The following is a 13,081-nucleotide window of genomic DNA, read 5'->3' as shown; positions in this document are numbered from 1 at the left end:
GAAGCGGTGGCTCGTCAGTTGACGGCGCGAGTTTAGCCTGTTTTTGCCTGATTATTCAGCACAACTAAAGCCACGTGACTCAAACGTCACAAGTCCGTATATATCCGTGACAGGACTGCAACCAAGGCCCGAGGAGCCACGGGCGGTTCCCCTCATCGGAGTGGGAGGTCAGCCCTGGTGAGCGGTTGGGGAGAGGGGAGGCATCCCGAGGGGGCCGCAGGGTGGTTCCTGCGCGGCGCGGTACCGGCAACCGCTCCTTCCCGCGCGCACGAAGCAGGAGTCGCGCACCGACCGGGAGCCGGCCCGACCGCGGCTGTCCGCCACGGGAGCGTTCACCTGCCCGGGCGCCTGGTGTGCCGGCGGCGGGTAACGGACAGGAGTGTTATACGGGGCCCGGGAACAGCGGTACGGAAGCGGGGAGCGACCCGGCGCCGACCCGCCCGTGGGTGAGCGCAGCGGAGACGGTCCTGTGCGGCGGGGAGGTCAGGAGTGGTCTTCCACCGCTTCCCGTGCCAGGCCGGAACCCGTCCTCGGTCTTCTCGCCGCGGCGGACCGGCGGAGGGAACGGAGCGGGGTACCGCGGGACCCGTCGACGGAGCACGCTCCCCGCTGTCGACGTACTCATCCCTCTTCTTCGTCACCGCTCAACGTCTCGACGACCGTCTCCGCGACCTTGCGCATGGTAAGCCTGCGGTCCATGGAGTTCTTCTGGATCCACCGGAACGCCTCTGGTTCGCTCAGTCCGTGTTTGCTCTGCAGGAGCCCCTTGGCGCGCTCCACCACCTTGCGCGTGTCCAGCCTCTCCTGCAGGTCGCTGACCTCTGACTCCAGCGCTGCCAGCTCAGCGTAACGGCTGACCGCCATCTCGATGGCCGGAACGAGGTCAGGCTTACTGAAAGGCTTCACCAGATAGGCCATGGCTCCGGCGTCCCTCGCCCGCTCCACAAGCTCGCGCTGCGAGAAGGCCGTCAGGATGACCACAGGCGCGATCCGGTCCGCAGCGATTCGTTCCGCCGCGGACAGTCCATCCAGCACAGGCATCTTGATGTCGAGAATGACGAGATCCGGTTTGTGCTCGCCAGCAAGACGTATCGCCGCCTCACCGTCGCCCGCTTCGCCCACGACGGTGTAACCGTCCTCCTCAAGCATCTCCTTGAGATCCAGCCGGATCAGGGCCTCATCTTCCGCGATCACCACGCGGTTCTGCGTCGTCGTCACGAACACGAGGGTATCGAGAACGTGTAGACTTCCTGACGTCGGCTCGCCCCTGAGGCAGCCGTCCGCTGGCCCCGGCCGCATGGTGTACCATGCAACCGGACATGATCCGCCGGAGTGTTGGAATGGTAGACAAGGATCACTCAAAATGATTTGCCCGTAAGGGCGTGTGGGTTCGAATCCCACCTCCGGCACGGCTTCGTGGCACGTCCAAGCAGTTTGTGAGAACCACCAGAGGGTGGTTCTTTTTTTGTTTCCAAGACCCGAAGCGCCTCTCCCCACCGTGCTGGCGAGGACGGCGGGAGGCCTGCCGCGTTCCGTCCGGTCACATCACGCTTACAACCTGAACACAACCCGTCCGTTTGGTCGCTATCAAGCTGCCGGGAGCCCGATCCTGGAGAGGTCAGGGGTTCGTCGGGCCGAGCCCAGTCTCGCAATGCGCGCTGTCGACCGCAGGAAGGGAGTAGCGGGTGTTTACCGCGGTGGCCGGGGTGATCGGTGCGCTGGCAATCGGTGCCTGGTCCATCGTGGCCTGGGCGTCGAGCCGGAAACGTTCGTGGTTGATGTTCCCGATCGCACTCGCTGTTGTGTTCCTGGTCTATGCCGGTTCGCCCGGGTGGGCTTTTCTCGCCATCACCGTTCTGCTCGGGAGCGCGTTCGCCGAACTCGTCATCGGGGGACGGGAGACCCCCGTACTGTGCACCAGGAACCCCGACGCCCCCCTGAGCACCGAACGCTGGGCGGTCGCTGTCGCGGCCCCCTTCCGTGTGGCACTGGCCGAACCCTGGGATGTGATGGTGCGGCCGCAGCTACGGCGCCAGTACCGTGCCGTACTCCGATCCGAATGGGGCGTCGTCGACCGCCCCACGTTGCTGGCGGCGACCGAACGGCTGTGGACCGAACTGCACGCGGAGAACGACACCGACCTCGTGGTGGATCTCCGCACCGGCGCAGTACACGTTCACAACGCGGACTCTCCCGAGCAGGAACGAGCGCTTCTGCTGACTCCTGCCCACCTGGCCCGGTTCCGCGAGATTACCGGAGTCGAGGAGTCGACCGAGACCGTCGTCATAAGCACGTGCCAATGGTGGAAAGCGGTACACGTGATCAGGCTGGCCTGTGGCGGAGCTACTCTTAACTGGCTCAGCCAGGCCGAGGCCCAGAACCTCCTCCGGCGTATCGCCTCGGATCTGCAACGCAGGTACGCGAGTTGGCAGCAACTCACCGAAGCGTTCCACATGGGCTACCTGCTGTGGTACGAGGAACAGCTGGAGAGCACCACCTCGTCCCGACTGTGGACCGCTCTGGGCCTGTTGGCCCGGGACCCGACGAGCCCGTGGAACCTGTTGCCCTGGGACATGCCGTTGGAAAGAGCGCCGGGAGGCGAGTTCCCGCTGCGTAGCGGCGGTCCGGTTTCCACCGTGTGACAGGGTGAACGGATCGCTGCACCGCCCACGTTCCGGCTGGCTCTCGCCTCCCCGTCCGTCGTCCCGCAACCGCACCAACGCGGTCCGGTCCGTCAGAGAGCTCCTGAGCGTGGTCGGCCTTGGGCACCGCTCCGACGGCCCGCGGGAGGCGGCCCGGACGCCACCGCCGGCCCCGCTCGCCCGCCTCGACGGTGGGTGGCACACACCGCCCAGGGTACGGGCCGCGGTACTGCACGCCCCGGGAATCCCCGCAGACCACTGGCGGTGCTGGGGGTGAGGGCGCCACACACGTTGGCCCCGGCCACTGGCCGGGGCCAACGTGTGTGGTGAACGGTCTCTCAGAAACGCCTCCCCCACGCTCCGAACAGCGAACGTGGGATCCAGCGCCCCCGGTGGCTGGGACCGGGAGAAGCAGCTACGGGGGCACGACCCGTTTACTTACCGTGCGTTATGGCGTCCCCGATGCGGTGCACCCGCAACGAGTTGGTGGAACCCGGGGTCCCGGGCGGACTTCCCGACACCACGACGATCTTGTCGCCCCTCTGGTAGATGCCCATGTTCAACAGCTCGCTCTCGACTTGGCGCACCATGTCATCCGTGTTGTCGACCCAGGCGACGCAGTGCGTGTCGACCCCCCAGGTGAGGGCGAGCTGGGAGCGCGTCCCCCGCTGGGTGGTGAAGGCCAGCAACGGGATCGGGGACCGGTAACGCGCCAGACGGCGGGCGGTCTCCCCGGACATGGTGAAGGCCACCAACGCGCGGGCGCCCACGGTAGCCCCGACCTCAGCGGCTGCACGCGCGATGGCTCCGCCCGTGGTCTCCGGGACCCGGCTCAGGACGTGCGAGGCGCGCAGAGACTCCTGCTCCGCCGCCGCGACGATACGGTCCATGGTCTGGACCGTATCGATCGGATAGTCACCGATACTGGTCTCTCCGGAGAGCATCACGGCATCCGCGCCGTCGATGACAGCGTTGGCCACGTCGGAAGCCTCGGCACGCGTGGGCCGGGGCGCATGGATCATGGACTCCAGCATCTGGGTGGCGACGATGACAGGCTTGGCCTTGTCCCGGCACCGCTCGATGGCGCGCTTCTGCACCATGGGAACGTTCTCGAGCGGAAGCTCCACGCCCAGATCCCCCCGAGCGACCATGACACCGTCGAAAACCTCGATGATGTCGTACAGCCGCTCGACCGCCTGGGGTTTCTCGATCTTGGCGATGAGAGGAACGTGGGTCCCCTCCTCGTCCATGATCCGGTGCACCTCTTCGGCGTCCGCGGGGCTGCGTACGAACGACAGCGCGACGAGGTCGACACCCTGCTGGAGCGCCCACCTGAGGTCGTTCTCGTCCTTGTCGGTGAGCGCGGGAACGCTCACGGAGACCCCGGGCAGGTTGATGCCCTTGTGGTCGGAGACGGGGCCCCCGATGATGGTCCGGGTGTGGACGTCGGTACTGCTGGTCTTGGTGCATTCGAGGACGACGCGGCCGTCATCGATGAGAACCCTGTCACCGGGCCGCACATCACCGGGCAATCCCTTGTAGGTAGTGGACGCCCGCTGGGCGTCGCCAGCGATGTCGTCCGTGGTGATGGTGAACGGGTCTCCCGGAGCGAGTTCTACTTCCCCGTCAGCGAAGGTGCCGAGGCGTATCTTGGGCCCCTGGAGGTCGGCCAGGATCCCGACGCTACGGCCGCTCTCCTCCGCTGCGGCACGCACGTTGTGGTAGCTCGCACTGTGGTCCTCGTGTGTTCCGTGGCTGAGGTTGAGTCGCGCCACATCCAGTCCGGCCCCGACGAGCGTACGGATAGTATCCGGACTCGCGGTTGCCGGGCCGAGGGTCGCGACGATTTTCGCTCGTCGTGTCACGGTTAACACTCTAGAGCGTTCTGCGGGGAGGATGGTCTAAACCAGGTTTCCAAACGGCGTATTCTGTGTCGCTATCCGGCGAACGCCTCGAGCACGGCATTGTCGAAATCAGGCAGATCGTCCGGGGTGCGGCTCGTGACGAGAGTGTTGGCTCCGTTCGAGCACACCACCACCGCTTCGTCGGTCCATTTCCCGCCGGCGTTGACGATGTCGGTCCTGAGGCTGGGATAGGACGTCAGCTCGCGCCCCCGAACGTTTCCGGCCTCGATGAGGCTCCAGGGAGCGTGGCAGATAGCCGCGACGGGTTTGCCCTCCGCGGCGAACTCCGCGATGAACGCGACCGCGCGTTCCCGGGTCCGCAGGTAGTCGGGATTGGCCACCCCACCCGGCAGTACCAGACCGGTGAACCGGCGGGAGGTCACCTGGTCGACGGTGGTGTCGACGGGAAAGACGTCGCCTTTGTCCAGGTGGTTGAACGCTTGGATGCTTCCGGGGGCGGTGGAGACCAGCCAGGGAACGGCACCGGCCCCACGCACGGCTTCCCACGGGTCGGTGAGTTCTACCTGTTCGGTGCCCTCCGGCGCTGCGAGGAACGCGATCGTCGCTCCGCTGAGGTCCGCAGCCATAGTTCCCCCTCGCACGATGACGGGAGTTTTCCGTTGCCCTGTCAGGAGTCACGTACTCCGCTTCCCACCAGGGCACGGTGTTACGCGTGACCGCGCGGTTCGCCACGGAGGGCTTCGGAATAAGGCTGGGCGGTTCCCCCCGGCCCGGGCCACGGACCCGGGCCGGGGCTGGACTCAGTGCTCGCGGACGGGGAACGGTAGGTAGCTGTCGATCCGGCCGTAGGCGCGCAGCGTCAGCAGACGCTGCACGGTGAGAATGCCGCGCCACTCCAGGGTTGCGCTGTCCACCCAACTGTTCCAGTTGACGTTCCAGCCGCCATCGTCGGCCTGCTGCTCCTGAAGGGCGTCGAGGTGCTTGTCGATCTCGGCGTCAGTGAACAGCTGGCGGGCGATGTGGTCGGGATGGGAGGCGAGGTCGAGCGGTGTGTGAACGTACCCCGTAGCCTGCGGGTCAAGTTCGATCACCGCCCGGATCATGGGTGCGAGACGGTCGAGTTCGGCCTCGGCGCGCTGCCGGTTGGGAGCGTGCTGCAGGAACGTGCAGATCGCCATGGCCTCGCAGGGGTCCGTCCAGCGCAACGCGTCCAGTCGCGTCCAGCAGAACGCGGTGGCCTGGTCGCGCCACTGGTGACTGATGTGGTGCTTGTGCAGCAGGCCCGCGATCGCCGCGGTGGGGTGGAGGGCAGCCTCGAAGTTCTCCCGCTCCCGCCACCAGGGGGCCGCCTCCGTGTAGCGGACGTTGGGTAGGACAGGCGGAACCCCACCGGTGTTGTCCGTGATCCCGGTCAGGTAATGGCACACCGAAGAACCGGTCTCCTGGGAGATGGTCCCCAACTCGTCCAGATGGCGCAGCGCCCATTCGACCGCGGCCGGCTGGCTACCATGACCGCGTATGTCCGGTTCGAGCCCGTTTCCGTACCCGTCGTCGATGTTGCGGTACGCCTCCAGAACGGAACGGACCGGTGCTGCGGGCCCGCTGTGGAAGTGGAAAGCGAACCGGTGGCGGTCGAGCAGGCGTGCGTTACGTGTGATGAAGTGCTCCGCAGCGCGGAGAGCTTCCGGAGTCATCGTGGTCATACGACGAATCTACGCTCATGCTCCGCCCCACAGCGGAAGACGACATGGCTCCTCAACCAGCGTCTTCCCTCCTGAACTGCGATGTTTTCCCGCAGGAGGGGACGGGCGTCGTGACTGATCATTACGGATCCTTAACACTCCGGTCTCCCCCGGCGCTGGCCCGGGTGCGTGGGCCCCACCGCAGGAGCGCTACCCCCACCCAGGAGACCCCTATGACCACCCCGAGGAGAATCCGAGAGGTCAGAAGGTGTTCCTCCGGATAGATCACCCCCGTTAGGTAATGATCGATAAAGCCGGTGGGGAGCCCTTCGTCACCGGCGCGGAGGCGGGCCCAGTTCTCCACTGTGGTCAACGGGCACGGCCATTGGATGGTGATGATTCCCCCGGCGTTCACTGCGCACACCAGATGCGGCCAGAACGCTTTCGGCCAGCGCCAGGCCAGGAACCCACCGACGGCGAGGTAGGCGAGGAAGGCGAAGTGCAGTACCATCGCGGCCTCGCCGATGATCTGGTACCCCATAACCTCGACGCTACGCGGCGAACGGCTGTCCGGGCATCCGTTGGTGTACTCAGATGACGGTGTTTTCCGACCGCCCGGCCCTGGGCACCGGCTCGTGTGGCCGCTTCCCAGGGCCGGGCGGGACGGAGTTAGACCAACGGGCGGTCCGTGGGGGCGACGGCCCGGGGCAGGTTCGTCTCCGTCCGGGTGAGGAAACGGTCCACCCCGGCAGCAGCGGAACGGCCCTCGGCGATGGCCCACACGATGAGGGACTGGCCGCGCCCCATGTCACCGGCGCAGAACACGCCCTCAACCGAGGTCGTGTAGTCGCTGTCCCGGGACACGTTGCCCCGGCCGTCCAGCTCGACCCCGAGCTGTTCGACCATGCCTTCCTTCTGCGGTCCCACGAACCCCATGGCCAGGGTCACCAACTGCGCCGGGATCTCGCGCTCGCTGCCCTCCACCGGGGTGAACCCGCTGTCGGTGCGTTCGACGTCGACAAGTTTGAGCGCGCGCACCCGCCCGTGCTCGTCACCGAGGAACTCCACCGTGCTCACCGAGTAGAGGCGTTCCCCGCCCTCCTCATGGGCGGTGCTCACGCGGTACAGCATGGGATACGTCGGCCACGGCTGGTTGTCGGGCCGCTGCTCGGGAGGCTTGGGCATGATCTCCAACTGGGTGACCGAGGCCGCTCCCTGGCGGTGGGCGGTACCGATGCAGTCCGCCCCGGTGTCACCACCGCCGATGACAACGACATGCTTGCCCTCGGCGTTGATGGAGGGGGTGGTGTAGTCCCCCTCCTGCACCCGGTTGGCCTGCGGAAGGTACTCCATGGCCTGGTACACCCCGTCCAGGTCGCGCCCGGAGGCGGGAAGGTCCCGCCACGCGGTGGCGCCACCGGCCAGCAGGACGGCGTCGTGCTGGGCACGCAGCTGTTCCACCGTGACGTCCACCCCGATGTCGACACCGGTGGTGAACGTGGTCCCTTCGGCCTTCATCTGCGCGATGCGGCGGTCGATGTGCCGTTTCTCCATCTTGAACTCCGGGATGCCGTACCGCAGCAGCCCTCCGATACGGTCCGCCCGCTCGTAGACGGTCACGTCGTGTCCCGCCCGCGTGAGCTGTTGGGCGGCGGCCAGCCCGGCCGGGCCGGAGCCGACAACGGCGACTCTCTTCCCGGTGCGTTCGGCGGGAGGTTGGGGACGGACCCACCCCTCCTCCCACGCCCGGTCGATGATGGAGTTCTCCACGTTCTTGATGGTGACAGCCGGCTGGTTGATGCCAAGCACACAGGCCGACTCGCACGGTGCGGGGCACAGCCGCCCGGTGAACTCGGGGAAGTTGTTGGTGGCGTGCAGCCGCTCGATCGCCTCGCCCCAGTCACCGCGCCGTACGAGTTCGTTCCACTCCGGGATGAGGTTGCCCAGCGGGCAACCGTTGTGGCAGAAGGGGACGCCGCAGTCCATACAACGCGACGCCTGCTGTTCCACCGATCCGCGGTCGGCCTCGGCGTAGACTTCGCGCCAGTCCTGGATACGCACGTCCACCGGACGGCGCGCGGGAAGCTCCCGCTCGGTGATCTTGAGGAATCCCCTCGGGTCCGCCATTGTTCGTTGTCCTTCCGTTCGCTGGCGCGGCGCTTACGACTGGGCGGCGGCCATGATGGCCTCGTTGACGTCGCGTCCAGCGCGTTCCGCCTCAGCCTGGGCTTGCAGCACGCGCTTGTAGTCACGTGGCATGACCTTGCCGAACCGCCCCAACGCGGCCTCGCCGCCGGCCAGCAGTTCCCTGGCCACCTCGGATCCGGTCTCCTCGCGGTGCCGCCGCAGCACGTCCGCCAGGAACGCGCGGTCGTCCCCGTCCAAGGGGTCCAGATCGACCATCTCGTGGTTGACCCGTTGCGGGTCGAGGTCGAGCACGTAGGCGATCCCGCCGGACATGCCGGCGGCGAAGTTGCGCCCCGTACTGCCGAGGACGACGGCGCGGCCGCCGGTCATGTACTCGCAACCGTGGTCACCCACCCCCTCGGCCACTGCGAGGGCTCCCGAGTTGCGCACGCAGAACCGCTCACCCACGACCCCGCGCAGGAAGACCTCTCCCGAGGTCGCGCCGTAGGCGATGACGTTCCCGGCGATGATGTGCTCCTCGGGGGCGAACGGCACGTCCTCGGGCGGACGGACGGTGATCCGGCCCCCCGAGAGCCCCTTGCCGACGTAGTCGTTCGCGTCTCCGACCAGTCGCTGTGTCAGCCCGCTGGGCAGGAAGGCCCCGAAGGACTGTCCGGCGGAGCCGGTGAACGTGATGTCGATGGTGTCCTGGGGAAGCCCCACGGCGCCGTAACGCTTGGTGATCTCGTGGCCGAGCATGGTCCCGACCGTGCGGTTCACGTTGCGGATCGGCAGTTCCAGCTGGAGCGGTTCCTTGTACTCCAGCGCCCCTTCGCACAGCTGGATGAGGGTGTTGTCCAGCGCCTTTTCCAAACTGTGGTCCTGGCTGCGCACCTGGCGCCGGTGGTCGCCCTCCCACGTCGGGGTCTCGCTCAGCACCGGCGTGAGATCGAGCCCCTCGGTCTTCCAGTGCCGTACAGCCTCGGAGGGGTCGATCAGTCCCACTTCGCCGATGGCCTCGTCCAGGCTGCGGAATCCCAGCGCAGCGAGGTAGGACCGGACTTCCTCGGCGATGAACTCGAAGAAGTTCACGACGAACTCGGCCTTGCCGGTGTACCGCTGCCGCAGCTCCGGGTTCTGGGTGGCGACACCGACCGGGCACGTGTCGAGATGGCAGACCCGCATCATGACGCATCCCGAGACCACCAGCGGAGCCGTCGCGAACCCGAATTCCTCCGCACCGAGCAGTGCGGCGATGATGACGTCGCGCCCGGTCTTCATCTGACCGTCGGTCTGCACGGCGATCCGGTCCCGCAGTCCGTTGCGCAGCAGTGTCTGCTGGGTCTCGGCCAACCCCAGCTCCCAGGGGGTGCCGGCGTGCTTGAGCGAGGTCAGTGGGGATGCACCCGTGCCACCGTCATGTCCGGAGACGAGCACCACGTCGGCGTGGGCCTTGGACACACCGGCCGCGACGGTGCCGACCCCGGCCTCGGAGACGAGCTTGACGTGCACCCGCGCCTGCGGATTGGCGTTCTTCAGGTCGTGGATGAGCTGGGCGAGGTCCTCGATGGAGTAGATGTCGTGGTGCGGCGGAGGCGAGATGAGGCCCACGCCGGGAGTGGAGTGGCGGGTTCCGCCGATCCAGGGGTAAACCTTGTGTCCCGGGAGCTGGCCGCCCTCACCGGGCTTCGCCCCCTGGGCCATCTTGATCTGGATGTCGTCGGCGTTGGTCAGGTAGTGCGACGTGACACCGAACCGGCCGGAGGCCACCTGTTTGATGGCGCTGCGCCGCAGGTCCCCGTTCTCGTCGGGGGTGAACCGGTCCGGGTCCTCACCGCCCTCGCCGGTGTTGGACTTCCCCCCGAGCCGGTTCATCGCGATCGCCAGGGTCTCGTGCGCCTCCGCCGAGATGGACCCGTACGACATGGCTCCGGTGGAGAACCGCTTCACGATCTCGCTTACCGGTTCGACCTCCTCGATCGGGACCGGACTGCGTTCCTCCTCCTTGATGCGGAACAGACCGCGCAGCGTCATCAGCCCCTGGGCCTGCTCGTCGATCTCGGAGGTGTACTCCTTGAAGATCTCCCACCGGCGGCTGCGTGTGGCGTGCTGCAGCTTGAAAACAGTCTGGGGGTTGAACAGGTGCGGTTCGCCTTCACGCCGCCACTGGTACTCACCACCGACCGCGAGGCGGCGATGGTCAGCCGGGTTGTCCGCGTAAGCGGTGGCGTGCCGCATCCGGATCTCCTCGGCCAGCACGTCGAACCCGACGCCTCCCAGCGGGGAGGTGGTTCCCACGAAGCAGCGGTCGATGACCTCGGCCCCCAGCCCGAGGGACTCGAAGATCTGCGCCCCGCTGTAGGAGTTCACGGTGGAGACGCCGATCTTGGACATGATCTTCAGGACGCCCTTGGCGTAGGCCTTGACCGTGTTCGCCGTGGCGGACTCGGGGGAAACGTCGCTGATGACGCCCCGTTCCACCAGGTCACGCACCGATTCCAGGGCGATGTAGGGGTTGACCGCCGAAGCTCCGTAGCCGAGGAGCAGCGCGACATGGTGGCATTCCCGTGCGTCGCCGGACTCCACGACGATCCCGACCTCGTTGCGGGTCTTGTCACGCACCAGGTGATGGTGCACGGCTCCGGTGAGCAGCAGTGAGGGGATGGGGGCCCGTTCCGGCGAGGCGCCGCGGTCGCTCAGGACGACGATGTGCGCACCCTCCGCGATGGCCGCGGATACCTCGGAGCAGATCTCGTCGAGACGGCGCACCAGTCCGCTTCCTCCACCCGCGACCGGATACGTGCCGTCCGCGACGAATGTACGGAAAGCCGGGTTGCCGTCGCTTGCGCCAGCCGCGACGACCGTGGCCAGTTCCTCGTTGCTGAGCACGGGGGTGGGGGCCACGATGCGCTCGCAGTCCTGGGGATCGGGCGAGAGCAGGTTCTCTTCCGAGCCGAGCGCTGTGTGCAGGCTGGTGACCAGTTCTTCCCGGATGGCGTCCAGCGGTGGGTTCGTGACCTGGGCGAACCCCTGGGAGAAGTAGTCGAAGAGCTGCCGGGAGCGGTGCGACAGGGCCGCCACGGGGGTGTCGGTACCCATCGAACCGATCGGCTCCGCCCCGGTCCGCGCCATCGGGCTCAGGATGACCCGGAGCTCCTCCTCCGTGTAGCCGAAGACCTGCTGCTGGTGGAGAAGATCCGCGACAGGGTCGGACTCGGCTCTCGGGAGATCCTCGAGACGGACGACTCCCTGTTCCAGCCATTCGGCGTAGGGATGCTCGGCCGCGAGTTCGGCCTTGATCTCCTCGTCCTCCAGCAGGCGCCCCCGCTCGGTGTCGACCACGAAGATCCGGCCGGGCTCCAGTCGCCCCTTGCGGGTGACACGCTCCGGCTCGACGTCCACAACACCGGACTCGCTGGCCATGACCACCATGCCGTCGTCGGTGACCCAGTAGCGGCCGGGCCGCAGCCCGTTCCGGTCCAGAACCGCGCCCACGAGGGAACCGTCGGTGAAGGAAACCGAGGCCGGACCGTCCCACGGTTCCATGAGCATGGAATGGAACTCGTAGAACGCCCGGACCTGGGGATCCATCTCGGAGTGGCGTTCCCAGGGCTCGGGGATCATCATCAGCACCGCGTGCGGCAGGGAGCGCCCACCCAGGTGCAGCAGCTCCAGAGTGGCGTCGAAGGAGGCCGTGTCGGAGTCACCGGGATCAACGATCGGGAAGACGCGTGACAGGTCCCCCGGGAGCACGTCACTGGCGAGGGTGGCCTCCCGGGACCGCATCATGTTGCGGTTGCCCTTGACCGTGTTGATCTCCCCGTTGTGGGCGACGTACCGGTAGGGGTGCGCCAGCGGCCACGAGGGGAAGGTGTTGGTGGAGAACCGCGAGTGCACCAGCGCCAGCCCGGACGTGTAGCGCCGGTCGGAGAGGTCGCGGAAGAACGGCTCCAGCTGCGGAGTCGTCAGCATGCCCTTGTAGGTGATGGTCCGGGGCGAGAGGCTCGGAAAGTACACCCCGGCCTCGTGTTCGGCCCGCTTGCGCACACAGTACGCGTAGCGTTCCAGCTCGATCCCGGTGAGTCCCTCGGTCGGGGTTCCGGTACGGCCGGTGATGAAGACCTGACCGAAGAACGGCATGACCTCGCGCGCCGCCGGCCCGCAGTACTGGGGTTCCACCGGTACGTCGCGCCAGCCGAGCACCGTCAGCTCCTCGTCCTCGACGATGGCGTTGACCGTGGCGATGGCAGCCTCGCGTTCCTCGGCGTCGGCCGGAAGGAACGCGAGACCTGTGGCGTACCCGCCGGCCTCGGGGAGGGTGAACCCGCACACGTCGCGATAGAGCGCGTCGGGAACCTGGGTCAGGATGCCAGCGCCGTCACCGTCGTCGGGGTCAGCCCCGGCGGCACCGCGGTGGTCGAGGTTGCGGAGGACGTCCAGGGCCCTGTCCACGGTCTCGTGGGTGCGGTTGCCGGACAGGTCCGCGACGAAGCCGACACCGCAAGCGTCGTGTTCGTGGGCGCTGTCGTACAGCCCGTCCCGGCTGTCACGAGTGGTCGGCCGTAGGGGAGAACGCTGTGCATGGCCAGCAGGCATCGACCCTCCTGTCGTCGTACGTCTGGGCTTCGTGAAAAGCGCATACGGGACGACATTGGCCCTGCTGCGTCGGCACGCGGTTGCTGCTCTCCTGTAACCGGATCCCCGGAGGCGTCAAAGCCGTCCGTGGATGCACCCCTTCGTGATCTCCGGTACTCGCTCCAGTGAG

General features: G+C 67.2%; 8 protein-coding genes and 1 tRNA gene. 2 read left to right on the top strand and 7 right to left on the bottom strand.

Annotation, left to right across the window (positions count from 1 at the left end):
* Positions 1–621: 621 nt before the first annotated feature.
* Positions 622–1,218 (bottom strand): ANTAR domain-containing response regulator, encoded by a 597-nt coding sequence (locus FHX37_RS06765; RefSeq protein WP_170181514.1) that lies wholly within the window; start codon positions 1,216–1,218, stop codon positions 622–624.
* Between the two features lie 108 nt (positions 1,219–1,326).
* On the opposite strand from FHX37_RS06765, the gene FHX37_RS06760 reads away from it, so the two are divergent.
* Positions 1,327–1,409: transfer RNA gene (locus tag FHX37_RS06760), tRNA-Leu, on the top strand.
* A gap of 276 nt (positions 1,410–1,685) precedes the next feature.
* Positions 1,686–2,642: a DUF1266 domain-containing protein gene (locus tag FHX37_RS06755; protein WP_141922837.1), complete on the top strand. Its 957-nt coding sequence runs from the start codon at positions 1,686–1,688 to the stop codon at positions 2,640–2,642.
* A gap of 434 nt (positions 2,643–3,076) precedes the next feature.
* On the opposite strand, the gene pyk is transcribed toward FHX37_RS06755, so the two are convergent.
* The 6 genes from pyk to gltB form a co-directional block, all read right to left on the bottom strand.
* On the bottom strand, positions 3,077–4,507 hold the full coding sequence (pyk, locus tag FHX37_RS06750; RefSeq protein WP_141922835.1) for a pyruvate kinase: 1,431 nt from the start codon (positions 4,505–4,507) through the stop codon (positions 3,077–3,079).
* Between the two features lie 71 nt (positions 4,508–4,578).
* Positions 4,579–5,133, bottom strand: coding sequence for a type 1 glutamine amidotransferase domain-containing protein (locus FHX37_RS06745; RefSeq protein ID WP_141922833.1), 555 nt, complete (start codon positions 5,131–5,133; stop codon positions 4,579–4,581).
* Between the two features lie 174 nt (positions 5,134–5,307).
* The gene (locus FHX37_RS06740; protein WP_141925067.1) at positions 5,308–6,201 is read right to left on the bottom strand and encodes a prenyltransferase; all 894 of its coding nucleotides are present in this window, start codon (positions 6,199–6,201) and stop codon (positions 5,308–5,310) included.
* 130 nt (positions 6,202–6,331) lie between these two features.
* Positions 6,332–6,730 (bottom strand): DUF2784 domain-containing protein, encoded by a 399-nt coding sequence (locus FHX37_RS06735; protein WP_141922831.1) that lies wholly within the window; start codon positions 6,728–6,730, stop codon positions 6,332–6,334.
* Positions 6,731–6,858: 128 nt separating this feature from the next.
* Positions 6,859–8,316, bottom strand: a complete 1,458-nt coding sequence (locus FHX37_RS06730) for a glutamate synthase subunit beta (protein WP_141922829.1) — start codon at positions 8,314–8,316, stop codon at positions 6,859–6,861.
* A gap of 33 nt (positions 8,317–8,349) precedes the next feature.
* Entirely contained in the window at positions 8,350–12,912 is a 4,563-nt protein-coding gene (gene gltB / locus FHX37_RS06725) for a glutamate synthase large subunit (protein ID WP_141922827.1), read from the bottom strand.
* Between the last annotated feature and the right edge of the window lie 169 nt (positions 12,913–13,081).

Source organism: Haloactinospora alba (assembly GCF_006717075.1).
Lineage (GTDB): Bacteria > Actinomycetota > Actinomycetes > Streptosporangiales > Streptosporangiaceae > Haloactinospora > Haloactinospora alba.
Note: the sequence above shows the minus strand (reverse complement) of the source record. Positions and strands in the feature narration are given on the sequence as shown.

Coding starts and splice junctions, on each gene's coding strand:
- FHX37_RS06735 (WP_141922831.1), bottom strand. CDS start 6,730: ATGGGGTACCAGATCATCGGCGAGGCCGCGATGGTACTGCACTTCGCC.
- FHX37_RS06730 (WP_141922829.1), bottom strand. CDS start 8,316: ATGGCGGACCCGAGGGGATTCCTCAAGATCACCGAGCGGGAGCTTCCC.
- FHX37_RS06740 (WP_141925067.1), bottom strand. CDS start 6,201: ATGACTCCGGAAGCTCTCCGCGCTGCGGAGCACTTCATCACACGTAAC.
- FHX37_RS06745 (WP_141922833.1), bottom strand. CDS start 5,133: ATGGCTGCGGACCTCAGCGGAGCGACGATCGCGTTCCTCGCAGCGCCG.
- gltB (WP_141922827.1), bottom strand. CDS start 12,912: ATGCCTGCTGGCCATGCACAGCGTTCTCCCCTACGGCCGACCACTCGT.